This is a genomic window from Cupriavidus sp. UGS-1 (assembly GCF_021213615.1).
Lineage (GTDB): Bacteria > Pseudomonadota > Gammaproteobacteria > Burkholderiales > Burkholderiaceae > Cupriavidus.
In genome coordinates this window covers 77,910-103,222 of sequence record NZ_JAJQJF010000017.1, presented here as the reverse complement: position 1 = coordinate 103,222, position 25,313 = coordinate 77,910, and the positions used below count along the sequence as shown (strand labels likewise).

Below are 25,313 nucleotides of genomic sequence, written 5' to 3'. Positions count from 1 at the left end.
CGCCATGACGCTGTCCGAACTCTGCATCCGCCGTCCCGTGATGACGGTGCTGCTGGCGATCGCGATCGTCGTCACCGGCATCGTGCTGTACCCGACCATCCCGATCGCCGCGCTGCCCAGCTTCAACTCGCCGGTGATCCAGGTCACCGCGCGGCTGCCCGGGGCGAGCCCCGAGACGATGGCCGCGTCGGTCGCCACGCCGCTGGAAAAGCAGTTCGCCACGATCCCCGGCGTGTCGGTGATCAGCTCGGCCAACACGCTGGGCAATTCCAGCATCACGATCGAGTTCAACAACGACCGCGACATCGATGCCGCGGCGGTCGACGTGCAATCGGCGCTGTTCCGCGCCCAGCGCTCGCTGCCGACCGAGATGAACGAGCCGCCGTCGTACCGCAAGGTCAATCCGGCGGACGCGGCGGTGATCCTGCTGGCGATCAATTCGCCGGCGATGAGCCTGGCCGAGCTGAACGCCTTCGGCGACAACCTGATCGCGCCGACGCTGTCGACGCTGCCCGGCGTCGCGCAGGTGCTGGTCTACGGCCAGAAGCGCTTCGCGGTGCGGGTACGCGCGCGTCCCGATGCGCTGGCTGCGCGAGGCATGACGCTCGACGAGCTGGCCGGCGCGATCTCGCGCGCCAACGCCAACACACCGGTCGGCACGCTCGACGGCGCGCGCCAGATGCTGACGATCCAGGCCAACCGCCAGCTGGCCGACGCCGACGCCTTCCGCAACATCATCGTCGCCAGCCAGCCCAATGGCGCGCTGGTGCGGCTCTCCGACGTGGCCGAGGTCGAGGACAGCGTCGAGACGCTGAAGACCGGCAGCTGGCTGAACAACGAACGCTCCATCGTGCTGGCGGTGCAACGCCAGCCGGACGCCAACACGGTGGCCGTGGTCGACGCGATCCGCGCCGCGCTGCCGCGGCTGGTGCAGCAGATGCCGGCCTCGGTCAACGTCAATGTGGTCAACGACCGTTCGCGTTCGGTGCGCGAGTCGATCCACGACGTGCAGTTCACGCTGGCGCTGACCGCGGCGCTGGTGGTGATGGTGATCTTCCTGTTCCTGCGCCGCGCCGCCGCCACGCTGATCCCGACGGTGTCGCTGCCGATCTCGCTGATCGGCACCGTCGCGCTGATGAAGGCGTTCGGCTACAGCCTCGACAACGTGTCGCTGCTGGCGATCACGCTGGCGGTCGGCCTGGTGGTGGACGATGCCATCGTGATGCTGGAGAACATCGTCCGCCATATCGAGGAAGGCATGGCGCCGTTGAAGGCGGCGCTGGTCGGCTCGCGCGAGATGGGCTTCACCATCGTGTCGATCTCGGTGTCGCTGGTGGCGGTGTTCATCCCGATCTTCTTCATGCCGGGTGTGATCGGCCTGCTGTTCCACGAGTTCGCCGCGGTGGTGTCGCTGTCGATCCTGGTATCGGCGCTGGTGTCGCTGACGCTGATCCCGATGCTGTGCGCGCGCTTCCTGTCGGCCGAGAACGTGCCGGTCGACGAATCGCAGCATGCCTATGGCGATGCGCCGGCGCACGCTGCGCGTCCGCAGAAGCAGAGCTTCGGCCTGCGCGCGACGCAGTGGTTCGAGAACCTGTTCGAATTCACGCTGCACCGCTATGCGCGCGGGCTCGACTGGTGCCTGGCCCATCGCAAGACCGTGCTGGCCGCGGCCGGCATGACGTTCGTGCTGACCGCGGTGCTGTTCGTGCTGATCCCCAAGGGCTTCTTCCCCGAAGAGGACATCGGCCAGATCCAGGTCAACGCCGACGGCCCGCAGGACATCTCCTTCGATGCGATGTCGACGCTGATGCGCGACGCGGCCGAGCGGATGCGCGCCAATCCCGCGGTCAAGAGCATCGTGGTGGCGATCGGCGGCGGTCCCTCGCCCGCGATCAACACCGGCCGCATGTTCATCGAGCTGAAGCCCGGCGGCGAGCGGCCGAAGATGCCGCAGGTGGTCGAGTCGCTGCGCCGCGACGTCGCCGGCATTCCGGGCCTGAACGTCTATTTCCGGCCGGTGCAGAACCTGCAGCTGGGCGGCCGCGTCAGCAAGGCGCGCTACCAATACACGCTGCAGAGCGTGCAGTCGGGCAATCTGCAGACCGCGGCCGACAAGCTGATGGCCCGCATGCGCGCCGATCCGCTGTTCCGCGACGTCACCAGCGATTCGCAGCAGGCCGGCCTCGAGGCGCAGCTGGCGATCGACCGCGACAAGGCGAACTCGCTGGGCGTGCAGATGCAGGATGTGCGCACCGCGCTCTATACCGCGTTCGGCGAGCGCCAGGTGTCGACGATCTATACGTCGATCGACAGCTATTACGTGATCCTGCAGGCCGCGGATGTCGACCGCATCGACGAGACCGCGTTCTCGAAGATCTATGTGCGCAGCACCAGCGGCACGCTGGTGCCGCTGTCGGCGTTCGCGACCACCGAGCGCCGCGTCGGTCCGATCGCGGTCAATCACCAGGGCCAGCTGCCGTCGGTCACGGTGTCGTTCAACCTGGCCCCGGGCGCAGCGCTCGGCGACGCGTCGGCGCGCATCGACCGCTTCAAGCAGGAAACCGCGATGCCGCAGGAGATCTTCACCAGCTGGGGCGGCGATGCGGCGGTGTTCCAGTCCTCGCAGTCGACCCAGGTGATCCTGCTGATCGCGGCGATCGCGGTGATCTACGTGCTGCTCGGCGTGCTGTACGAAAGCTATATCCACCCGCTGACGATCCTGGCGGGCCTGCCGTCCGCGGCGGTCGGCGCGCTGCTGACGCTGTTCCTGTTCCGCGTGGAGCTGTCGCTGATCGCGATCATCGGCGTGCTGATGCTGATCGGCATCGTCAAGAAGAACGCGATCATGATGATCGACTTCGCGCTGGCGGCGCAGCGCGAGCAGGGCATGCCGCCGGCGCGGGCGATCCGCCAGGCCTGCCTGCTGCGTTTCCGTCCGATCATGATGACCACGCTGGCGGCGATCATGGGCGCGCTGCCGATCGCGCTCGGCCTGGGCGCCGGCGCCGAGCTGCGCCAGCCGCTGGGCCTTGCCGTGGTCGGCGGGCTGCTGTTCTCGCAGGTCATCACGCTGTTCATCACGCCGGTGATCTACCTGGCGCTGGATCGCTTCTCCGGCAGCGGCCCGCTGGAGATCGACGCGGATGGCAACCGCGTGGCCGCGACGGTGGGAGCGGATGCGGGCCGCTGACCGTGGAACGCATCGCGGCGCGAAGGTTGCGGCAACCGCCGCGCTCTCCGCGGCGCTGGCGCTGCTTGCCGGCTGCGCGGCGCCTGCCCATCCGGATGGCGACGCGCATCGGCTGGCCGCCTACCGCTATGTGCTGCTCGGCGAGGTCCACGACAACGCCGAAGGGCATCGGCGCCGGCTCGCGTCATTGACCGAGGCGATCGATGCGGGTTGGCGGCCGGCGATCGCGATGGAGCAATTCGATCGCGAGCGGCAGGCGGATCTCGACCGCGCGCGTCGGGAGCGCCCCGGCGATGTCGATCATCTGATCGCGCAGGCCGGCGCGGCCGGATGGGAGTGGCCGCTGTACCGGCCGGTCATCGCGCTGGCGTTGCGGCACGACCTGCCGCTGATTGCGGCCAATCTGTCGCGCGACGATGCGCGCGGCGTGATGCGCGGCGGTGCGGTGTTCAGCGCGGCCGAGCGTGAACGGCTGGGCCTGGAGCGGCCGCTGCCGCCCGATCTCGCGGCTGCGCAGACGGCCGTGCTCGACGACAGCCATTGCGGCCATTTCCCCCGCGCGATGTTGCCCGGCATGCTGAACGCCCAGGCGGCACGCGATGCGGTGATGGCGGCCGCGCTAAGGGAGCACGCCGCGCGCGGTGTGGTGCTGCTGGCCGGCAACGGGCATGTGCGAAGGGACATCGGCGTGCCGCGCTGGCTCGGTGGGAAGCCCGCCGACGTGCTGGCCATCGCGTATCTGGAAGCGGCGGCGCCGGACGAGGCCGGCGCCTACGACCGCGTCGTGCTGGTGCCGCCGGTGCGGCGCCCCGATCCATGCGGCGCGATGCGCCAGACGCCGCGCTAGGCGCGCGTGCCGCCGCCCCGCTCTCCGCCCCGCTCTGCGCCCCGCTCTGCGCCCCGCTCTCCGCCCCGCTCTCCGCCCCGCTCTCCGCCCCGCTCTGCGCCCTGATCGTGACGGCCGCGCGCGCCGCCGCCCATCAGGTATGGCCATGGCCCCTGTCCCGCCAGCGTATCGCCTGGATTCCGCAGCGGACAGGCTTTCAGCGACAGGCAGCCGCAGCCGATGCAGCCGTCGAGCTGGTCGCGCAGCTGGGTCAGCGTGCGGATGCGCTCGTCCAGGTCTTCGCGCCATGCCGCCGACAGCCGGCGCCAGTCGGCCACCGTCGGCGCGCGTCCTTCGGGCAGCCGCGCCATCGCCTCGGCGATCGATGCGAGCGGCAGGCCCATGCGCTGCGCCACGCGAATCACCGCGAGCTGGCGCAGCACCGCGCGCGCATAGCGGCGCTGGTTGCCGGCGCTGCGCGTACTGCGGATCAAGCCCTTGGACTCGTAGAAATGCAGCGCGGACACGGCCAGTCCGGTGCGAGCGGCAACTTCGCCGACTGACAGCATGTCGGCGGGCTTCGGGCCGCCTCGGCGCGGCGGCCGTTCGGTCGATTCGTCGTGGGAGGGCTGGCTTGGCATGGCGGCATTCCGAGGCTGTTCGCGCGAAAGTCCCAATGCTAGCAGGGTCACCGTTGACCTTAACCCAACTTGAGGTTTGATACTGGCGCCACTCCGTTTCCCTCTTCGAGACTCCCGCCATGATCGAATCGCGCCGTCCCACCTGCAGCTTGCACTTCGTCAATCCGCACGGCCTCTACGACCCCAGTCCGAATGCCTACTCGCATGTCGCGGTCGCAACCGCGCCGGGCCGCATCGTGTTTGCCAGCGGCCAGGGCGGCGAGGACCAGCACGGCACGCTGGCACCGGATTTCGCCGGACAGGTGCGGCGTGCGCTGGAGAACCTGGAGATCGCGCTGCATGCCGGCGGCGCGGACCTGCGCGACGTGGCCAAGCTGACCGTGCTGATCGTCGACCATTCGCTCGAACGGCTGCAGGAGTTCGGCGCCGAATTGCGGCGCATGTGGGGCACGCGCCCGCCGCCCGCCTGCACGCTGATTCCGGTATCGCGGCTGGCGCTCGACGGCATGCTGTTCGAGATCGAGGCGACCGCGGTGGTGTCGCGCTAGGCGCGGCCGCGCCGCAGTTCAGCCGAACAGTTCAGCCGGACCGCTCAGGCGAACCGCTCCAGGCGAACCGCTTAGCCGAACAGTTCCTCCGCGACGGTCGGGTGCAGCGGCATCGTGGTTTGCAGATGCGACAGCCGCACGCCCAGGCGCAGCGCCACCGCGATCGACTGCGCGATCTCTGGCGCGGCGTTGTCCAGCAGATGCACGCCGAGCACGCGCCCGCTGCGGGCGTTGTAAACCACCTTGATCATCGACGGCATCGGGTTGCCCGCGAAGCGGTTCTCCAGCGAGACGAAGCGCTTGATGCGTGTGCCGATGCGCTCGGGCTTGCCAGCCGCTTCGATCGCCGCCGCCTCGGTCAGCCCGACGCTGCCGATTGCGGGCTCGCAGAACACCGCGGTCGGAATCACGTCGAAGTCGGCGCGCTCGCCGCGCCGGCCAAACAGGCGGTCCGCCAGCCAGCGGCCCTGGGCGATGGCGACCGGCGTCAGCTGCGGTCCCTCGGTGACGTCGCCGATCGCATGGATGCCGCGCACGCTGGTGCGGAACTGCCGGTCCACGCGCAGGCCGCGCTGGCCGCGCGCCACGCCCAGTGCCTCGAGGCCGAGGCCTTCGACATTGGGTTCGCGTCCGATCGCTGCCAGCGCCGCCTGGGCGCGCACGCTGTGGATCCGTTCCTTGCCGCTGCTCTTTCCACCGCCCTTCCCGTCACCCTTCTCGCCACCCTTCCCGCTGCCGTTCCCGCTCGCTTCGGCCTGCCTGTAGCAGACCTCGATCGCACCGTTGGCCTGGTCGAGCAGCGTCACCTCCGTATTCAGATGCAGCCGCACACCCTTGGCGGTCAGCGCCTCGGCCAACGCCAGCGCAATGTCTTCGTCGAAGTTTTCCAGCAGCCGCGACTCGCGCACCAGCATGTCGACCTTGACGCCGTAGCGCGACAGGATCGATGCCATCTCGACCGCGATGTAGCCGCCGCCGATCACCACCAGCGAGGCCGGCACGCCGTCCCACTGGAACACGTCGTCCGAGCTGCTGGCCAGCTCGCCGCCGGGCACCGGCAGCGGCGTCGGCCGTGAACCGGTGGCGATCAGGATGCGGCGTGCCTGCAGCGTTTCGCCGCCGACGCGCACCTCGCCCGGCGCGCTGACGGTCGCCTCGCCGCGCAGCAGCTGCACGCCCGCTTCCTGCAGCCGCTGCGTATAGCTGGCATGCAGCCGCGCCATCTCGGCCTTGACGCGCACGATGGCGTCGTTCCAGTCCTCGCGTCCGCCGGTATGCGACAGGCAGCCCGACAGGATCGCGGCCCAGGTCGCGCCGTAGCTCAGCATCTTCTTGGGGACGCAGCCGCGGTTGACGCAGGTGCCGCCGATCTGCTCGCGCTCGACCAGCACCACGCTGGCGCCGTGCGAGGCGGCCCGCATCGCCGCGGCGACGCCGGCCGAGCCGCCGCCGATCACGACGAAGTCGGCCTGGCGCGCGCGCCCGGCGCCGGCGCCCTTGCCGCGCGGCACGCGCTCCATCCGGGGTTCGGCCGATACCTTGCTTGCGCGCTTGCGTTCGTTGTCGTTGCCAGCCTGCCGCTTCGTCATCTATGCCTCCTGCCGCGGCGCGCCGGCCGCGAGAATTGCAAGAACCCCGAAGGGAGCAGCCGCTGCGCCGCTCCCGCGCTACGACGCCGGCGCCAGGTCGGCTGGCGCCTCGGCCGTCCATTCGCGCAGGAAGGTTTCGCCATCGCGCCGGCCCAGGTCGTAGGCCAGCGTCATGCCTTCCGGGCGCGTGTAGTCCCAACTGGAGATCGGTACCCGCCGCGACGGCTGCAGATACAGGCGCCGCTGGCCGTTCCACTCGACCACGAAACGGCGCGGGCGCGGATACAGCCGGGTCATCAGCACCAGCACGTCGCCCGGCGTCGGGTCGAGCGCGTCGACCGGTACGTTGTCGACCAGCCCGCCGTCGAGCACCGCGCGGCCATCGCGCCGCAGCACGGGCGTGAACGGCGGCGTGCAGGAGGACTGCAGCAAAAGGTCTGCCAGCTGCTCGGGCGTCGCGCAGTCCTGGGCCCGCACGAATTCGGGATGAAAGCCCAGCCTGCGGCCCAGCCGCGGATGCAGCGTCTTGAGCAGATGCTTGTCGATGTTGTAGGCCAGCAGCCCCGCCATTACCGCCAGCCGCGGTCCGCACCAGCGCGGGATATGGGCCACGCCGACGCGGATCTCCGGCGCGGCCTGCAGCCGCGCCAGGCGGCCGTCGCCGAGGATCGACAGCAGCGCCGCCCGGTAGATGCCGTAATGCGGAAACACGCGCTGGTTGCCCAGCAGATTGCGCCAGTAGGCGTTGCGCTTGTTGCCGGCCAGCACGCCGCGGTAGTAGTCCATCACCTGCCGCGACTCGTGCGTGTAAATCATGCAGGCGGTGGCAGCGCCGGCGGAGATGCCGGCGATCACGCGGGGACGCAGTCCAAGCTCGGGGGCGACGGTGTCCCACCAGCCCGCCTGCCACCAGCAGCGATTGCCGCCGCCGGCGAATACCACCTGCTCGAACGGTCCGCCGTACTGGGGTGTGCGCGGCGCCGTGCGCGGCGCCGTGCGCGACGGCGCGGTGCGCGCGTCGGCCGCCATCTCCGGGCGGGTGGCAGACATCGTCACAGCAGCGCGTAGGTGGTGGTGGCCTGCACCGCCAGCTTGCCGTCGGGGCCGCGCAGCGCGATCTCGCCGAACACGACGGTCTTGCCCAGCCGCAGCACGGTCGCCTGCACCAGCATGTCGCCCTCGATCACGGGGCGCATGAAGTTGGTGGTCAGGCTGACGGTGGTCATCGGGCGGAAGCCGCCCAGCGCGCTGGAGATCGCGACGATCATCGCGGTATCGGCCGCGGACATCAGCACCTGGCCGCAGACCACGCCGCCGGCGTGGCGAAGGGAGGGATCGAAGGGCAGGCGCAGCGTGACGCTGTCCGCGTCGACGCGCTCGGCGCGCAGGTTCAGCTGGCGGACCCAGGGCGCCAGCACGCGCTCCAGGATGGCGTCGATGTCGGCGATGGCAAGCGTCGTCTCTGGCATGGCGGCCCGTCGGTGGTCCTCGGTTGTCCTGGCCGCCCGGCTACTCGGTCTCCTCCGGGGCGGCGCGATGTTTCAGCCAATGATACAGGGGGCCGGTACACAGCACCACGAAGGCCATCCGGATCACGTGGAAGGCCGTGACCAGCGGCACGCCGAGCTCGAGCACCTTGGCGGTGATGCACATCTCGGCGATGCCGCCCGGCGTGGTGCCCAGGATCACGGTGGCCGGATGCGCGCCCGACAGCGCGGCCAGCGCCCAGCCGAACAGCGCCGATATCACCAGCGCCACCAGCGTGTACAGCGCCACGCCGGCCAGGAAGCGCGGCGCGGTATGCAGGAACTCGCGCGAGAAACGCACGCCCAGCGAGACGCCGATCAGCAGCTGGCCGGCATGGCTCATCGAGGTCGGGATCGCCGACAGCTCGATGCCGGAGGCGGTCAGCACGGCGGCGGCGATCAGCGTGCCGATGACGAAGGGGTTGGGCAGGTTCAGCCGTTGCATCAGCAGCGCGGCGGCCACCGTGATCGCGATCAGCGCGGCCAGCCCGAGCCCGTCGACGGTGCGCGGCCCCGGGATATAGGTATCGAGGCCATGAATACCGCCATATTGAAAAAGCGCCGGCACGATTACTACCACCAATAACACGCGCAGCGAATGCGCGGCCGCGACCTGGTCGATCCGTGCGCCGTTGCGCTCGGCCAGGTTGGCCATCTCGGAGGCGCCGCCGATCGCTGTGGAAAAGAAGGCGGTCTTGAACGCGACCCCGGTGGTCCGGCGCAGCAGCAGCGCGCCGGCGGTGCCGAGCACCAGCGCGAACAGCGAGCCGGCGATCACGTAAGGCGAAAACTCGATCAGCTTGGCGACCACGTCGGGCGTGAAGTAGAGCCCCAGCGAGGTGCCGATCGCCCATTGGCCGGCGTTGCGGGCCTGCGATGGCGCGCGCAGGTCGGCGCCCATCATGCGGGCCGCGGCCACGGCCAGCAGCGGGCCGATCATCCAGGGCAGCGGCGTGCGCAGCCATTCGCACAGCAGGGCGGCGCCCAGTCCAAGCAGCAGCGTCAACAGCGTCGGACGCCAACGGGAGAGTACGGATCGCATGACGGTGGCAGGCTGGCGCAGGGCGCCGCCGCTTCTTTCTTGTGGTCGGAGGAGAGCAGGCAAACGACAAGGCCCGGGAGCCCCGGGCCTTGTGGCGTCACGCGCATTGTCGCGCATTGTGGCGCACGACGTTGCGCCGGATGTCGTTCTTCAATTCTTCAGTTCGCCGCGTCGGCCACGCCCCGCATCGACGAGCGCCGCGACAGCCAGCGCAGCAGGCGCGGAACCACGACGACGGCCACGGTCAGCGCCAGGATCGACGCCGAGATCGGATGGCGCAGGAACATGGTCCAGTCGCCCTGGCTGATCGACAGCGCGTTGCGCAGCTGCTTCTCCGCCATCGGCCCGAGGATCATGCCGACGATCACCGGCGCGGTCGGGAAGTCGAAGCGGCGCATCGCCATGCCGAGCAGGCCGATCAGGAACAGCAGCAGCAGGTCGAAGGCCGACTGGCGAATGCCGTAGGCGCCCAGCCCCGCGAAGATCAGGATGCCGCCATAGAGCAGCGGCGTCGGGATGCGCAGCATGCGGACCCACAGCCCGATCGCGGGCAGGTTCAGCACCAGCAGCATCACGTTGCCGATATAGAGCGAGGCGAGCAGGCCCCACACCAGATCGCCCGAGGTCTGGAACAGCATCGGCCCGGGCTGCAGGTTGTAGTTCTGGAACGCCGCCAGCATGATCGCCGTGGTGTTCGAGGTCGGGATGCCCAGCGTCAGCAGCGGCGCCAGCGTGGCGGTCACCGCGGCGTTGTTGGCCGCTTCCGGTCCGGCCACGCCCTCGATCGCGCCCTTGCCGAATTCCTCGGGATGCTTGCTCAGCTTTTTCTCGCTGGCATACGACAGGAAGGTCGGAATCTCGGCGCCGCCCGCCGGGATCAGGCCGAACGGAAAGCCGATGAAGGTGCCGCGCAGCCACGCGGGGATCGAGCGCTTCCAGTCCGAGCGCGACATCATCACGCGACCGACCTTGTTGAAAGTGCCCTCGCGCTGCGGGAAGAAGGCGTTGAACAGCGCCTCGCCCACCGCGAACAGGCCGACCGCGACCACGACGATGTCGATGCCGTCGTACAGCTCCTGGATGCCGAGCGTGTAGCGGGTCTGGCCCGACAGCGAATCCATGCCGACCAGGCCGATGCCCAGGCCCAGGAACAGGCTGGTCATGCCGCGCAGCAGCGAGGAACCCAGCACGGCCGACACCGTGGTGAAGGCCAGCAGCATGATCATGAAGTACTCGCCGGGGCCGAACTGCAGCGCGACGTCGGCCGCGACCGGCGCGAACAGCGACAGCAGCACGGTGGCGATGGTGCCGGCGACGAACGAGCCGATCGCGGCGGTGGCCAGCGCGGGGCCGGCCAGGCCGCGCTTGGCCATCAGGTTGCCCTCCATCGCGGTGATCATCGTTGACGATTCGCCCGGCGTGTTCATCAGGATCGAGGTGGTCGAGCCGCCGTACATCGCGCCGTAGTAGATGCCGGCGAACATGATCAGCGCCGCGGTGGGCTCGACCTTGGCGGTCAGCGGCAGCAGCATCGCTACCGTCAGCGCCGGGCCGATGCCGGGCAGCACGCCGATCGCGGTGCCCAGGAAGCAGCCGACCAGCGCCCACATCAGGTTCAGCGGCGTGATCGCGACGGCAAAGCCGTTGATCAGTTGATTGAGCGTATCCATGTTGTTTGTCTCCTGGCCTTGACCTGCGGATTACAGGCCAGCGATCGGCAGCAGCGGCAGATTGATGCCGAGCAGGAAATCGAACAGCAACCACATCGGCACCGTGATCGCCAGCCCGATCAGCGCGTCGCGGACCAGACGGCGGCTGCCGTAGCCGCGCGCGACGCAGACCATCAGCAGCGTGGACGCCAGCACGAAGCCCAGCGTGCCGATCAGCGCCATGTTCAGCAGCAGGCCGGCGGCGACCCACAGCAGGCCGCGCGGGCTGTGCGGCTGCGAGGGCAGCTCGGCGTCCTCCTCGGGCATCGCGCGAAAGCCTCCGCGCACGCCCTGCCAGGTCAGCAGCGCGCCGCAGATGGCGAGGCCGACGCCGACCAGCGTCGGGACGAAACGCGGCGACAGGCCGGCATAGCCGGATTCGCCGGAGATGTCGCCGATGCCGGCAAGGAAGCAGGCCGACAGCAACAGCACGACGATGCCGATGGCGGTGTGGGAAGGTTTCACGATGGGCTCCGGATCGAGGCCGAATGCGGGCATCGCATCGGCGGGGGCGGAAACTGAACGGGCCGCGGTCCGGGAGGCCGCGGCGCCGGTGCCGCCGTCAGGTCGCGATCGACCCTGACGGCAAGGGGCCTGGAGCGTGTCCAGGCCGGGGTTCGGCGGACTTACTTGGCCACGCCGAGTTCGCGCAGCATCGCGCCCAGCCGGGCCGATTCGGCGTCGACGAACTTGCCGAACTCGTCGCCGGTCAGCAGGAACGGCGTCCAGTCGTTCTTGGCCAGCGCCTGCTTCCACGACGGCGACTCGGTCGCCTTGACCACCGCGTCGGTCAGCGCCTTGCGCTGCTCGGGCGTGATGCCCGGCGCGCCATAGACGCCGCGCCAGTTGTAGATCTCGACGTTGATGCCCTGCTCCTTCAGCGTCGGGATATCGGCGACGCGATCCTTCGAGGTCACCGCCAGCGCGCGCATCTTGCCGCTCTTGATGAAGGGCAGGAACTCGGACACGCCGGCGACGCCGGCCGTCACGTGGCCGCCCAGCACCGAGGCCGAGGCCTCGCCGCCGCCCTGGAACGGCACGTAGTTGATGCGCTTCGGATCGACGCCGATGTCCTTGGCGATCAGCCCGGCCAGGATATGGTCGATCGAACCCTTGGAGCCGCCGCCCCAGCTGACGCTGCCCGGGTTGGCCTTGAGCTGCGCGGTCAGGTCCTTGATCGACTTGATCGGCGAGCTGGCCGGCACCGTGATCACCATCGTGTCGGTGAACAGCCGCGCGATCGGCGTGGCGTTCTTCAGCGTGACCGGGGGCTTGTTGGTCTCGATCGCGCCAACCATCACCGCGCCGGTGACCAGCAGCGCGTTGGGATTGCCCTTGTCGGTGTTGACGAACTGGGTCAGGCCGATGGTGCCGCCCGCGCCGCCGCGGTTGTCGTAGGAGGCGGACTTGGCCACGCCCGCCGACACCATCGCGGCGCCCAGCGTGCGGCCGGCCTGGTCCCAGCCGCCGCCGGGGTTGGCGCCGATCATGAACTTGGCGGTGTCGACGGCGAACGCCGGACCGGCCGCCACGGCGGCGCCGATCAAGGCAAATTGGAACAGGCGGGGAAGTCGAACGAGGTTGCGGCGCATGGCGTCTCCTGCTTGCGATATCGTGGTTTTATGGTTCCAGTGGCCGCTCGGACGGCCATGGCGGCGATTCTAGGAGCCGGAAACTGTCAATAAGCTGTCAAAACTTCAGCTTGTTGACTGGGGTTTACGCTGATCGGGTGGACTTGGGAGGAGATGCCGGCGGTGGTCGGCTGCAATCGGCGGCGATCGGCGGCGATCGAAAGGGGCGGCCCGCGGTATGGCCGGATCACGCGCCGGCGGCCAGCGGCAGTCGCAACTCGGCCCGCAGCCCCTGCCCTTGGCGGGCCTCGTGCAGCGTCACGCTGCCGCCGAAGCGCGCCGCCATTTCGCGCGAGATCGCCAGTCCCAGGCCCGAGCCGGGCTCGTCGTGACCGACGCGGCGATAGAACCGCGCGAATACCTGCTCGCGCTCCTCGGCCGGGATGCCGGGCCCGTCGTCCTCGACCGCCAGGCAGGCGCTGCCCTGCTCGCGCGCGGCCGACAGCGTGATACGGCTGCCGCGCGGCGAGTACTGGATCGCGTTGTGGACCAGGTTGGCCAGCGCCTCGCGCAGCAGCGCGGCGTCGGCGCGCACCGGCAACGGCCGCCCGCCGCCGTCCTCCCAGCCGAAGTCCTGCTGCTTGGCGCGTGCCAGCGGCAGGTAGTCGAGCGCGACCTGGCCCGCCACCGCGGCGGCGTCGATCACCGTATCGGGCACCGCCGCTTCGCCGCCCGCCTCCGCGGTCTGCGCCTCGTGCTGGCGTACCCGCGCCAGCGCCAGCAGCTGGTTGGCCAGGCGCGAGGCCTGCTCCAGCTGCGAAACGATGCCATCGACCGCCTCGCGCGCGGGAGCCGGGTCGCCGCTGCCGTCGAGCTGGCGGCGCGCGAACTCCGCCTGGGTCTTCAGGATCGCCAGCGGCGTGCGCAGCTGGTGCGCGGCGTCGGCGATGAACTGCGCCTGGGCCTGCGCCATCGCGGCCGAGCGCGACACGTGCCGGTTGACCGCATCGACCAGCGGCCGAACCTCGGCCGGCACCGGGCCGACCGCGAGCGGCGTCAGGTCGTCGGGCGGGCGCGCCTCGACGTCGTCGCGCACGCGCTTGAGCGGGCGCAGCACGAAGGTCACGCCGCCGACCAGGATCAGCGCGCTGGCCACGATCAGCAGCGCGTCGCGCGCCAGCGTGTTGCGCCACACGGCGCCGACCAGCGCCGCGCGCGGCTCGGCCGATTCGGCGACCTGGATGATCACGCGCATGTGGGCGTCCGGCCGGTAGACCGGGCGCGCCATCGCGGCGATGCGCACCGGCGCGTCCCGATAGACCGCGTCGTAATAGCGCGGCACGTTGTTGGCCAGCATGCCGCGCGGCAGCGGCAGGTCGTCGTAGCCGGTCACGGTCTCGACATCGCCCTCGCGTTCGAGCGCAATGCGATAGAACACGCGCGTCTGCGCGGCGGTCTCGAACATCTCCATGGCGGCGTCGGGCAGCGTCAGCTGCACGGTCTCGCCGGCCATGCCGATCGCGTTGTCGATCGCGCGCACCGAGCCGTACAGCGAGCGGTCGTAGGCGGTATTGGCGGCGTCGCGCAGCGTGCCGTAGGTCAGCCAGCTGTCGAGCGCCATCATCGCCGCCAGCGCGGGCAGCAGCAGCACCAGCAGCTGGCGGCGCAGGCTGCCGCGCAGCCAGCGCCGCAGTGGCCCGCCCGCGGGACGACCGGGCGGGCTCAAGCGGTGGCCTCCGCCTCGAGCAGATAGCCGAAGCCGCGCAGCGTGACGATGGTCACGCCGTGCCCGGACAGCTTCTTGCGCAGCCGGTAGATCAGCACCTCGATGGCGTCGGGATTGACGTCGGCGTCCAGCGAAAACACCTTGTCGAGCAGTTGCGCCTTGGTCAGCGGCTGGCCGCTGCGCGCCAGCAGCGCGCCCAGCAGCGTCGATTCGCGCGGGGTCAGCGCCAGCGGCGCGCCGCCGAGCGTGAAGCTGCGTGTCTCGCCATCGAACACCAGCGCGCCGCATTGCAGCCGTGGATGGGCGCGGCCGCGGCTGCGGCGGATCAGCGCCAGGATGCGCGCTTCCAGTTCGGCCAGCGCGAAGGGCTTGGGCAGGTAGTCGTCGGCACCGAGGTTCAGGCCGCGCACGCGCTCGTCCAGCGTGTCCTGCGCGGTCAGGATCAGCACCGGCGTGCGGTCGTCGCGCCCGCGCATCGCCTTGAGCACCGACAGGCCGTCCTTGCCGGGCAGGCGCAGGTCCAGCACCACGGCGTCGTATTCCTCGGCCTGCAGCCGCGTGTCGGCCAGCAGGCCGTCGGCCACGTGTTCGACCACGAAGCCGCCCTGCTCCAGCGCACGCGCCACCCAGTGCGCGAGTTCGGTTTCATCTTCGACCAGCAGAATGCGCATGCCGGCCTCCTGCCGGAGTTGGTACGCGGAATAAGGAACGCGGACAAGGAAATCGCAGCGGATCGGGATCAAGGCCAGCGCGTTCGGACGCGATGTCGCCGTGCGGGCGTGCCATGAGGGTGTGCCATGTGGGCGTGCCATGCGATCGTGACTGCGGCCCGATCCGGGCGCCTATAATACCGCTCCACCGTCGCGCCGGTTCGCCGCTTCCGCGAGCGTTGACGCGAACCTTCCCGCCTTCCTCCGCGCCCTGCCGCTTGCCTGTCCTGCCGCCTGCCATGCCTGCCGAACCGACCGCGCCAGCCGATCGCGGCGACCCGCCCTCCGCGTTGCGCCGGCGGCTGCTGGCGGGCGCCGGGGCGCTGGCGTGGCAAGGCGCATTCGCGGCGCCGGGCGCCGCGCCGAGCCCGGTGAACCCGCCGCCCGGCTATCCGGCCGACTACCCGCAGATCATCGCGCGCGCCCAGCGCGAAGGCATGGTCACGGTCTATGCGTCGACCGACGAGGACGTCGCGCGGCCGCTGCTCAATGCCTTCGAGGCGCGCTTTCCCGGCGTCAAGGTCGCCTATCGCGACCTGAACACGATCGAGCTGAACCAGCGTTTCCTCGCCGAGTCCGCGCAGCCGGTCCGCGCCGATCACGCCGACGTGCTGTGGAGCACCGCGATGGACCTGCAGATCAAGCTGGTCAACGACGGCCACGCACTGCACTACGCCTCGCCCGAGCGCGCGGGGCTGCCCGGCTGGGCGAGCTGGCGCGAGGAGGCCTGGGGCACCACCTTCGAGCCGGCGGTGATCGTCTACAACCGCCGCCATTTCGACGGCATGCCGGTGCCGCGCAGCCGCAGCGCGCTGGCGCGGCTGCTGCAGGACAACGCAGCGCGCTGGCGCGGGCGCGTGGTCACCTACGACATCGAGCGCTCGGGCGTCGGCTATCTGCTGGCCCAGCAGGATGCGCGCATGGGCGGCGAGTTCTGGTATCTGGCGCAGGCGCTGGGACGCGCCGGCGTGCGGCTGTCGGCGTCGACCGCGGACATGGTCGAATCGGTCGCCAGCGGCGAACTGGTGCTGGCCTACAATCTGCTGGGCTCGTACGCGCTGTCGCTGATGGAGCGCGGCGCGGCGATCGGCGTGGTGGCGCCGAGCGACTACACGCTGGTGATGTCGCGCGTCGCCTTTATCGCGCGCCGGGCGCCGCATCCGTGGGCCGCGCGGCTATGGCTGGATTTCCTGCTGTCGCGCGAGGGGCAGGCGTTGCTGGCGCGTTCGGCGTCGCGGCTCTATACGATCCGCACCGATACGAAGAGCGGCCATACCGCGACGGCGCTGGCCGAGCGGCTGGGCTACGCGTTCAAGCCGATCAGCGTCGGGCCGGGGCTGCTGGCGGCGCAGGACACGCTGCGCAAGCAGGCCTTCCTCGCACGCTGGCGGGAGGCGATGAAGGGATGAAGTCGGAGCAAGGAGGGCGAGGCGACACGGACGAGGGTTGTTCAGCCGGTAGCCGCGCAGCGCATCAGCCGCCCGCGCATTGCTGCTGCTGGACCTTGAGCCGCAAGGCCGCCATCTCTTCGTCCAGCTTGGCCATCGGCCGCGGCACATAGCCCTTGCGCAGCGACGGGGCGAAGCGCAACGTGTCGACGAAGACGTCGGCAAGCCGTTCGGCGTCGGCATTCAGGTCGAAGTCGCCCGGCGCGAACAGCCAATGGGCCAGCACGCCGCCGATCGCGGCATGGAAGGCGTTGACCGCCAGGTCCAGATCGAGATCCGCCGACAACTGGCCCCGTTCGATCGCCAGGCGCAGGTGCTCGCGCATCTTCAGCAAGCCCTGCTCGTGCGATTGCCGCTGGCGCTCGAGGATGGCGCCGTTGTCGTCCACCATCTCGCACTTGTGGAATACGATCTCGAACACGCGCCGCCATTGCGGATTGACCACCGTCTCGCGGAACACCAGCGCAACGATGTCGCGGATGCCGCCGAGCGGGTCCTCCTGGCTCGCGATCCGCTCCGGTTCGCACAGCGCCTCGACCGGTAGATGCACGCGATCGCACATGGCGGCAAACAGATCGCTCTTGTTCTTGAAATGCCAGTAGATCGCGCCCCGGGTCACGCCGGCGGCCTCCGCGATATCGGCCAGCGAGGGCCGCGCCACGCCACGCGCATGGAAAACGGCCTCGGCCGCGTCGAGGATGCGATGTCGCGTCTCGAGGGCTTCTTCCTTGGTACGTCTGGCCATAAGCGGTGTCTTCAGTGGGCGGTGGGGACGAATGGGACGGCTTCGCCGAGGATCGTGGCGACCGCACCCGGTCGCCGGCCAGCCACGAAAGAAACGAATCCGTCACGAAATTGCGGTACCACTGGACTCCCTGCTCTGTTTTGCTGCGGTGCGACGGGCGGCATGCTAACCGATCCCGGTTGCCCCCGCATATGCGGCCGCAGCCCGGCGGGGCAAAGAGACTGGGCATCCTTGCGGTGCAATATTTCTCTTACATACATGCTTGAATGTATATATACTACGCGCTAGCCACAATTTGGACCAGCCCTGCGCATCTTTCTACCAAGAGATCCTGACCATTCGGGTCCTGCGGGCTGCAGTTAGTGACGCATACGCGACCATCTGTCGCAATCCATACGGCACCATTGCGGTTTGTGGCTAGTATTGTTCTTTTTCTCCACGACGGTCCGTCGTGGGGTTCTGCCGCACAGGACGTCCACGCCGGCCCCTTAGCTCTGGGCCGGCGTTTGGCGTATCCGGCCGATCTCAAATTGCCATCACGGGGTTATCGATGAGGAAGTCCCAACGTTCGAGTTTGCTTGCCGTTACCGCTGCGCTGACGGTACTCACGCTGTCCGCCTGCGGCAACGACGCCCCGCAGGGCGGCGCGATGCCGCCGCCCGAGGTGGGCGTGGTGACGGTGACGCCGACGGCGGTGCCGGTCGTCAACGAGCTGCCGGGCCGTCTCGAGGGCGTGCGCACCGCCGAAGTGCGGGCGCGCGTCGAAGGTATCGTGCTGTCGCGCAACTACCGTGAGGGCGGCGAGGTCAAGGCCGGCCAGGTGATGTTCAAGATCGACCCGGCGCCGTACCAGGCCCAATTGGCGTCGGCCAAGGCCAGTCTGGCCCGGGCCGAGGCCAATGCGGTCGCCGCGCGGCAGAAGGCCGAGCGCTACAAGCCGCTGGTGGCCGTCAACGCGGTCAGCAAGCAGGAATATGACGAGGCTGTCGCGGCTGCCGGCCAGGCCGCCGCCGAGATCGCCTCGGCCAAGGCCGCCGTCACCACGGCCCAGATCAACCTGGGCTATACCACGGTCACCGCGCCGATTTCCGGCCGTGCCGGCCGTGCGCTGGTGACCGAGGGCGCGCTGGTCGGCAACGGCCAGGCGACCCAGCTGGCGCTGGTCGAGCAGGTCGATCCGATCTGGGTGACCTTCACCCAGCCCGCCACCGAGGTGATGCGGCTGCGCCGTGCCATCGAGTCGGGCGCGATCAAGGGCGTCGACGGCGGTGCCAAGGTGCGCCTGTTCCTCGAGGACGGCACCGAGTACAGCGAGACCGGCAAGCTGCTGTTCTCGGACATGACGGTCGATCCGAGCACCGGCGCGATCACGCTGCGCGCGCAGTTCCCGAATCCGCGCCGTGATCTGCTCTCGGGCACCTATGTGCGCGTGCGGGTCGAGCAGGGTGTCGACGAGAACGCGCTGACCGTGCCGCAACGCGGCCTGATCCGCAGCGGCCAGGGCGCCTCGGTGCTGGTGGTCGGCGCGGACGGCAACGTCGCCGCGGTGCCGGTCAAGGTGGGACCGGCGATCGGCGATCGCTGGGTGGTCACCGAAGGCCTGAAGGGCGGCGAGAAGGTGATCGTCGAGGGCCTGCAGAAGGTCAAGCCTGGTGCGCCGGCCAAGGCAGTGCCGTTCCAGGCGCAGGCCCCGGCCGGTGGCGCGAGCGGCGCGGCCGCGGCTGGTGGCCAGGGCGGTGCCTCGGCACCGGCGGCCGCTTCGGCGGCTGCGGCCAAGCAGGGCTGAGCACCGCGCCTAGCGGTAAGCGCAAGCAGATAGCGGAATACACAGGGAGCCAGCCTCATGGCCAAGTTTTTCATCGACCGGCCGGTGTTCGCGTGGGTGATCGCGCTGATCATCGTGCTGGGCGGGATATTGTCGATCACGCAGCTGCCGATCGCCCAATATCCCAATATCGCGCCGCCGACCATTTCCGTCACGGCGACCTACCCCGGCGCCTCCGCCAAGACGCTCGAAGACTCGGTCACTTCGGTGATCGAGCAGGAGCTCAATGGCGCGCCCGGGCTGATGTACTACCAGTCGACCAGCGAGTCGACCGGTCTGGCGACGATCACCATCGCCTTCCAGCCGGGTACCAACGTCGACCTGAACTCGGTCGAGGTGCAGAACCGCCTGAAGCGCGTCGAGGCGCGCCTGCCGGCGGAAGTGCGCCAGCAGGGCGTGCGCGTCGAGAAGGCCGGGAACAACTACATGATGTTCCTGACCGTGACGTCCAAGTCCGGTAGCGCCAGCGCGATCGAGCTGGGCAACTACGTGTCGGCCAGCGTGCTGGACTCGATCCGCCGTGTGCCCGGCGTCGGCCAGGCCGACCTGTTCGGCACCGAGTACGCGATGCGCGTGTGGCTCGATCCGGCCAAGCTGACCGGCTACAACCTGACCCCGCTGGACGTCACCGCGGCGATCTCCGAGCAGAACATCCAGGTCGCCGTCGGTGAACTGGGCGGTACGCCGTCGCCGCGCGGTACCGAGCTGAACGCCACGGTGACCACGCAGAGCCGGCTGTCGACGCCCGAGGAATTCGCCAACATCCTGTTGCGCGTGAATCCGGACGGCTCGCAGGTGCGCATCCGCGACGTCGGCCGCGTGGAACTCGGCGGCGCCGACTATTCGACCGTCGCCCGTACCAACGGCAAGCAGTCGGCCGCAATCGCCATCAAGCTCGCGCCGACCGCCAACGCGCTGGCCACCGCCACCGCGGTGCGCGCGAAGATGGAGGAGCTGTCGAAGTTCTTCCCGGCGGACTACGAGTACACCGTGCCGTACGACACCTCGGCCTTCGTCAAGATCTCGATCGAGGAAGTGGTCAAGACCCTGCTCGAAGCGATCGTGCTGGTGTTCCTGGTGATGTACCTGTTCCTGCAGAACTTCCGCGCCACGATCATCCCGACGCTGGTGGTGCCGGTCGCGCTGCTCGGTACGTTTGGCATGCTGCTGGCGTTCGGCTTCTCGATCAACGTGCTGACGATGTTCGGCATGGTGCTGGCCATCGGTATCCTGGTGGACGATGCGATCGTGGTGGTCGAGAACGTCGAGCGGATCATGAGCGAGGAAGGGCTGTCCCCGCGCGAGGCGACCCGCAAGGCGATGGGCCAGATCACCGGCGCGATCGTCGGCATCACGCTGGTGCTGACCGCGGTGTTCATCCCGATGGCGTTCTTCGCCGGTTCGGTCGGCAACATCTATCGCCAGTTCTCGCTGTCGCTGATCGCCTCGATGGCATTCTCGGCGCTGATGGCGCTGACGCTGACCCCGGCACTGTGCGCCACGCTGCTCAAGCCGGTCGAGGCGGGCCATCACCACGAGAAGAAGGGCTTCTTCGGCTGGTTCAACCGCACGTTCGCGCGGGCGGCCACCGGCTACCAGAGCATGGTGGCGAAGATCCTGGGCCGCACCGGCCGCTACCTGATCCTGTACGGGCTGATCGTCGCCGCGGTCGTGCTGCTATTCCAGCGCCTGCCGTCTTCGTTCCTGCCCGACGAGGACCAGGGCTACACCATCACCGTGGTGCAGCTGCCCAACGGCGCGACGCAGGAGCGTACCCTCGGCGTGCTCAAGCAGATCGAGGACTACTACCTGCAGAAGGAAAGCAAGATCGTCGACCAGATGATCACGGTGGCGGGCTTCTCGTTCTTCGGTCGCGGCCAGAACGGCGGTATCGCGTTCGTGCGCCTGAAGGACTGGAAGGAGCGCACCGGCTCGGACGAGACCGCGCAGGCCCTGGTGGGCCGGGCCTTCGGCGCGCTGTCGTTCATCAAGGACGCGATCATCTTCCCGCTGAACCCGCCGGCGATTCCGGAACTGGGCAACTCGTCGGGCTTCGACTTCCGCCTGCAGGACCGCTCGGGCCAGGGTCACGCCAAGCTGATGGAAGCGCGCAACATGATGCTCGGCATGGCCGCGCAGAATCCGGTGCTCGCCGGCGTGCGTCCGGAAGGCCAGGAAGACGCGCCGCAGCTGCAGATCGACATCGATCGGGAGAAGGCGCGCGCGCTGGGCGTGTCGATCGCCGACATCAACTCGACGCTGTCGATCGCGTTCGGCTCCTCGTACGTCAATGACTTCATCTACGAGGGCCGCGTGCGCCGCGTGATCGCCCAGGCCGAAGGCGCGGACCGCCGCCTGCCGGACGACCTGACCAAGCTGCGCGTGCGCAACAGCAACGGCGACATGGTGGCCTTCGCGGCGTTCGCGACGTCGAAGTGGATCATGGGCTCGCCGCGCCTGGAACGCTACAACGGCCTGCCGGCGGTCAAGCTGGCCGGCCAGGCCGCGCCGGGCCGCAGTACCGGCGAGGCGATGGCCGCGATGGAAGAGATGTTCGCCAAGCTGCCGCCGGGCTTCGGCTTCGAGTGGTCGGGTCAGTCGTTCGAAGAGCGGCTGGCCGGCGCGCAGGAACCGATGCTGTACACGCTGTCGCTGATCATCGTGTTCCTGTGCCTGGCCGCGCTGTACGAAAGCTGGTCGATTCCGGCCGCCGTGCTGCTGGTGGTGCCGCTGGGCGTGCTCGGCGCGCTGCTCGGCGTGACACTGCGCGGCATGCCCAACGACGTCTACTTCAAGGTGGGCCTGATCGCCACCATCGGCCTGTCGGCGAAGAACGCGATCCTGATCGTGGAATTCGCCAAGGACCTGCAGGCGCAGGGACGCAGCCTGATCGACGCGACGCTGGAGGCGGTGCACTTGCGCTTCCGGCCGATCCTGATGACGTCGTTCGCGTTCATCCTCGGCGTGCTGCCGCTGGCGATCTCGACCGGCGCCGGCTCGGGCAGCCAGCGCGCGATCGGTACCGGCGTGATGGGGGGCATGATCACCGCCACCGTGCTGGCGATCTTCCTGGTGCCCGTGTTCTTCGTGGTGATCCGCAAACGCTTCAAGGGCAGCGAGCGTCAGCGCATGCTGGACCAGAAGTGGCTGGACCCGAAGGAGGAAATCTGACATGACCAAGACACTGACCGCGCTGCTGCTGGTGGCCGGCGTGCTGTCCGGCTGCACGCTGGCGCCGCGCTATGAGCGGCCGGCCGCGCCGGTGGCGGCCGAATTCCCGACCGCTACCGAAGGCTACGGCCAGTCCGAGGTGAAGACCGGCGAAAGCCGCCGCGCCGCCGACATCGGCTGGCGCGAGTTCTTCCGCGATGCGCGCCTGCAGGCGATGATCCAGACCGCGCTGGACAACAACCGCGATCTGCGCACCGCCGCGCTGCGCATCGAGGAAGCGCGCGCGCTGTACCAGGTGCAGCGCGCCGACCTGCTGCCGACCGTCAACGCGACAGGCGGCTATACGCGCCAGCAGGTCTCGGGCGCGGCCTCACCCTCGGGCCAGGGCTATACCGCCGGGTACTGGCAGGCCGGCGGCGCGATCACCTCGTACGAGCTCGATTTCTTCGGCCGCGTGCGCAGCCTGTCCAACGCCGCGCTGGCGCAGTACTTCGCCACCGAGGAAGCGCGCCGCGCCGCGCAGATCTCGCTGGTGTCGGAAGTCGCCAAGGCCTATCTGGCCGAGCGCGCCTACGACGAGCAGTACCAGATCGCGCAGAACACGCTGAAGACCCGCGAGGAAACCTTCCGCCTGGCGCAGCAGCGCTTCGAGGCGGGCGCCACCTCGGCGCTGGACCTGCGCGACAACGAGTCGCTGGTGGCCCAGGCCCGCGTGTCGGCCGCCGAGCTGGCGCGCCAGCGCGCGCAGGCGCGCAACGCGCTCGAGGTGCTGGTCGGCACCCCGCTCGGCGCGATTCCGAACCTGCCGCCGCCGCGCACGCTGTCGGACGAACGCTTCGTCACCGACATCCCGCCGGGGCTGCCGTCGGACCTGCTCGAGCAGCGTCCCGATATCCGCCAGGCGGAACAGCAACTGCTGTCGGCCAACGCGAATATCGGTGCCGCCCGCGCCGCGTTCTTCCCGCGCATCTCGCTGACCACCCAGCTGGGCAGCATGAGCCGCGACTTCTCCGGGCTGTTCGAGGCTGGCACCAAGGCGTGGTCGTTCGCGCCGCAGCTTGTGCTGCCGATCTTCGACTTCGGCCGCAACATGTCGAACCTGGACCTGGCCAACGTGCGCAAGAACATCCAGGTGGCGAACTACGAGAAGACCATCCAGGTGGCCTTCCGCGAGGTCGCCGACGCGCTGGTCGCACGCGGCACGCTGGAAGAGCAGGTCACCAGCCAGGAACAGGTGCGCAACGCCGAGGCGGCGCGCTTCGAACTGGCCAACCTGCGCTTCCGCAGCGGCATCACGGGGCAGCTCGAAACACTGGACGCGCAGCGGCAATTGTTCACCGCCGAGCAGGCGCTGATCCAGGCACGGCAGCTGCGGCTGAACAATGCGATCGACCTGTATCGGGCGCTGGGCGGCGGGCTGTCGGAAACCGGCCCGGTGGCATCCGCACCGACGCCGCAGAACGACACGGCCCGCTGATCGCCGCGGTCCGGCACCACAAGGAAAGCGCCTTCGGGCGCTTTCTTTCTTTATCGGCGTCGATGTGTCCTCGCTGGCGTTCAAAAAGCAGGTTGACCAGATCGTGCTGATAGCGGGCGACGCTGACTTCGTACCGGCGGCAAAGCAGGCCCGGCGTGAGGGAATCGACTTCATCCTTGACCCGATGTGGCAGCGCATCCCACCAAATCTCAACGAGCACATAGACGGCCTGCGGTCGACTTGTCCACGGTACGCGGGCCTGGAGCCTTACGAAGACGCTTCGCGACCGTAGGCTGGTTTTGCAATCGGTGTACCAGCCGCCTCGGCGGCGATACGTCGATGAAGGATTGGATTTGACCTCCGTGGCTTGCCAGCCGTTACAGCGTTCCAAGTTTTTCAAAAGAACCGGCCAACCGACCCACCTACGATCGCGTTTGTCGGTTCGCCCGTCAGTGATTTGCGGGAGCCAGCTACCAACCCCAGCTCCTCGTTGGGTCGCACGTCATCCTTCCTTTGGTAGTTGGCTTTTTTTCCTCCCCCCGCTTTTCTCCTCCCGCGCCCTCCCCTCGCTCGTTCGCTCCCGCGCCGTTGCGACTCCGGTTTGCTTGCGCGTTTCCGCCATTGCCGGCATTAGCATTAGTTTTCGCGCCAAATTCACTAAAAAGCGTCGCCCGATCGGCGCCGGCTGTACATGCGCGGCTGCGGAAGGCGATACCTTGCGTCTTCACCTCGTTCTTCAACGCTGGAGACCATGGGATGTCGACCCTGACAGAGAATGCCAATGCCGACAGCGCCGACCGGCGCTATTACCAGACCGATGACTCGCTGACGCGCATCACCTGCCGCGTGCTCGACGGCAAGCTGTGGATGACGCTGGACAATATCGCGAGGCTGTACCGGACCTCGGAGCAGGATGTCGCCAGGCAGCTGAAGGCGGCCTTCTGCGGCCGCAGGCTCGGTTCGGCGTCGATCCGCAAGGAGGCCCAGCGCGACGATGGCGTCGTACCGGGCCCGACCTGCTACGCGCTCGACGCGGTGCTGCTGGTTGGCGTACGGCTGGGCTCGACGCGCGGCGAAGCGTTTGCGCATTGGGCGGCCGAGGTGCTCGCCAACGAGCCGGCGGGGCCGACGGACGAGCCGGCGGCGCGGCGAACCGGGCCGGCGCCAGGCACGGTAAAGTAGCCCACCGAACAACCGACCACAGGCAAGGACGTGCAGATGAAGCTGGTTGAAACCGAGCGTTTGCAACAGGTGCTGAACGACTTCATTCGCGCCCGCGACTGGGCGCGGTACCACTCGCCGAAGAACCTGTCGATGGCGCTCAGCGTCGAGGTGGCCGAGCTGGTGGAAATCTTTCAGTGGAAGACGGAGCAGCAGTCTCTCACCGTGATGGCGACGGACGAGCGCGAGCATGTGCGGCAGGAGCTGGCCGACATCCTGATCTATCTGGTCGAGCTGGCCAGTGTGCTGGAAGTCGATCTCGACGCCGCGGTGCGCGACAAGATCGCGCTCAATGCCGCCAAGTACCCCGCGATCACGCCATCGCAAGTCAATCGCTAAATCGAA

Annotated in this window: 21 protein-coding genes; 10 read left to right on the top strand and 11 right to left on the bottom strand. The window is 68.9% G+C overall.

All coding sequences use genetic code 11. The annotated features are described in order from the left end of the window. Nucleotides 1-4: 4 nt before the first annotated feature. Entirely contained in the window at nt 5-3,193 is a 3,189-nt protein-coding gene (locus tag LRR16_RS19710) for an efflux RND transporter permease subunit (protein WP_023263317.1), read from the top strand. Next, nucleotides 3,180-4,040 (top strand): ChaN family lipoprotein, encoded by an 861-nt coding sequence (locus tag LRR16_RS19705; protein ID WP_232206878.1) that lies wholly within the window; start codon nt 3,180-3,182, stop codon nt 4,038-4,040. Before LRR16_RS19710 ends, LRR16_RS19705 begins: the two co-directional genes overlap by 14 nt. On the opposite strand, the gene soxR is transcribed toward LRR16_RS19705, so the two are convergent. Then, a complete protein-coding gene (soxR, locus tag LRR16_RS19700) occupies nt 4,037-4,660 on the bottom strand; it encodes a redox-sensitive transcriptional activator SoxR (protein WP_370646858.1) in 624 nt (207 codons plus the stop codon). The genes LRR16_RS19705 and soxR overlap by 4 nt on opposite strands. A 119-nt stretch (nt 4,661-4,779) precedes the next feature. Between soxR and LRR16_RS19695 the strand changes: the two genes are divergently transcribed. Beyond that, entirely contained in the window at nt 4,780-5,208 is a 429-nt protein-coding gene (locus LRR16_RS19695; RefSeq protein WP_232206877.1) for a RidA family protein, read from the top strand. A 71-nt stretch (nt 5,209-5,279) separates the two neighbouring features. Here the strand turns inward: LRR16_RS19695 and LRR16_RS19690 are convergent, their stop codons facing one another. The 9 genes from LRR16_RS19690 to LRR16_RS19650 form a co-directional block, all read right to left on the bottom strand. Further along, nucleotides 5,280-6,797 (bottom strand): NAD(P)/FAD-dependent oxidoreductase, encoded by a 1,518-nt coding sequence (locus LRR16_RS19690; protein ID WP_232206876.1) that lies wholly within the window; start codon nt 6,795-6,797, stop codon nt 5,280-5,282. Between the two features lie 78 nt (nt 6,798-6,875). Beyond that, nucleotides 6,876-7,847 carry a patatin-like phospholipase family protein gene (locus LRR16_RS19685; protein WP_232206875.1) on the bottom strand — a complete coding sequence of 324 codons (972 nt, stop codon included), beginning with the start codon at nt 7,845-7,847 and terminating at the stop codon, nt 6,876-6,878. Nucleotides 7,848-7,849: 2 nt separating this feature from the next. Next, the gene (locus LRR16_RS19680; protein WP_006579522.1) at nt 7,850-8,266 is read right to left on the bottom strand and encodes a PaaI family thioesterase; all 417 of its coding nucleotides are present in this window, start codon (nt 8,264-8,266) and stop codon (nt 7,850-7,852) included. Nucleotides 8,267-8,306: 40 nt separating this feature from the next. Next, nucleotides 8,307-9,365: an AbrB family transcriptional regulator gene (locus tag LRR16_RS19675; RefSeq protein WP_064574793.1), complete on the bottom strand. Its 1,059-nt coding sequence runs from the start codon at nt 9,363-9,365 to the stop codon at nt 8,307-8,309. 158 nt (nt 9,366-9,523) lie between these two features. Then, nucleotides 9,524-11,035, bottom strand: a complete 1,512-nt coding sequence (locus LRR16_RS19670) for a tripartite tricarboxylate transporter permease (protein WP_064574795.1) — start codon at nt 11,033-11,035, stop codon at nt 9,524-9,526. A gap of 30 nt (nt 11,036-11,065) precedes the next feature. Continuing rightward, nucleotides 11,066-11,539 (bottom strand): tripartite tricarboxylate transporter TctB family protein, encoded by a 474-nt coding sequence (locus tag LRR16_RS19665; RefSeq protein ID WP_043436646.1) that lies wholly within the window; start codon nt 11,537-11,539, stop codon nt 11,066-11,068. 161 nt (nt 11,540-11,700) lie between these two features. Continuing rightward, a complete protein-coding gene (locus LRR16_RS19660) occupies nt 11,701-12,666 on the bottom strand; it encodes a tripartite tricarboxylate transporter substrate binding protein (RefSeq protein ID WP_006579518.1) in 966 nt (321 codons plus the stop codon). Nucleotides 12,667-12,892: 226 nt separating this feature from the next. Next, on the bottom strand, nt 12,893-14,371 hold the full coding sequence (locus LRR16_RS19655; RefSeq protein WP_232206874.1) for a sensor histidine kinase: 1,479 nt from the start codon (nt 14,369-14,371) through the stop codon (nt 12,893-12,895). Further along, the gene (locus LRR16_RS19650; RefSeq protein ID WP_006579516.1) at nt 14,368-15,042 is read right to left on the bottom strand and encodes a response regulator; all 675 of its coding nucleotides are present in this window, start codon (nt 15,040-15,042) and stop codon (nt 14,368-14,370) included. Before LRR16_RS19650 ends, LRR16_RS19655 begins: the two co-directional genes overlap by 4 nt. 278 nt (nt 15,043-15,320) lie before the next feature. On the opposite strand from LRR16_RS19650, the gene LRR16_RS19645 reads away from it, so the two are divergent. Further along, nucleotides 15,321-16,490, top strand: a complete 1,170-nt coding sequence (locus LRR16_RS19645; RefSeq protein ID WP_082928402.1) for an ABC transporter substrate-binding protein — start codon at nt 15,321-15,323, stop codon at nt 16,488-16,490. A gap of 64 nt (nt 16,491-16,554) precedes the next feature. On the opposite strand, the gene LRR16_RS19640 is transcribed toward LRR16_RS19645, so the two are convergent. Then, a complete protein-coding gene (locus LRR16_RS19640; RefSeq protein ID WP_023264464.1) occupies nt 16,555-17,274 on the bottom strand; it encodes a TetR family transcriptional regulator in 720 nt (239 codons plus the stop codon). 550 nt (nt 17,275-17,824) lie between these two features. On the opposite strand from LRR16_RS19640, the gene LRR16_RS19635 reads away from it, so the two are divergent. From LRR16_RS19635 to LRR16_RS19615, 6 genes are all read left to right on the top strand, one after another. Then, entirely contained in the window at nt 17,825-19,060 is a 1,236-nt protein-coding gene (locus tag LRR16_RS19635) for an efflux RND transporter periplasmic adaptor subunit (RefSeq protein ID WP_053822893.1), read from the top strand. A gap of 57 nt (nt 19,061-19,117) precedes the next feature. Further along, the gene (locus LRR16_RS19630; protein ID WP_023263838.1) at nt 19,118-22,270 is read left to right on the top strand and encodes an efflux RND transporter permease subunit; all 3,153 of its coding nucleotides are present in this window, start codon (nt 19,118-19,120) and stop codon (nt 22,268-22,270) included. A 1-nt stretch (nt 22,271) separates the two neighbouring features. Next, nucleotides 22,272-23,747 carry an efflux transporter outer membrane subunit gene (locus LRR16_RS19625; protein WP_232206873.1) on the top strand — a complete coding sequence of 492 codons (1,476 nt, stop codon included), beginning with the start codon at nt 22,272-22,274 and terminating at the stop codon, nt 23,745-23,747. After that, entirely contained in the window at nt 23,653-24,039 is a 387-nt protein-coding gene (locus tag LRR16_RS24430; protein ID WP_255674177.1) for an NYN domain-containing protein, read from the top strand. The genes LRR16_RS19625 and LRR16_RS24430 overlap by 95 nt, the downstream gene beginning before the upstream one ends. A gap of 464 nt (nt 24,040-24,503) precedes the next feature. Then, complete coding sequence (locus tag LRR16_RS19620) at nt 24,504-24,929, top strand: hypothetical protein (protein ID WP_006579575.1); 426 nt, start codon at nt 24,504-24,506, stop codon at nt 24,927-24,929. A 36-nt stretch (nt 24,930-24,965) separates the two neighbouring features. Continuing rightward, the gene (locus LRR16_RS19615) at nt 24,966-25,307 is read left to right on the top strand and encodes a nucleotide pyrophosphohydrolase (protein ID WP_006579574.1); all 342 of its coding nucleotides are present in this window, start codon (nt 24,966-24,968) and stop codon (nt 25,305-25,307) included. Nucleotides 25,308-25,313 lie beyond the last annotated feature (6 nt).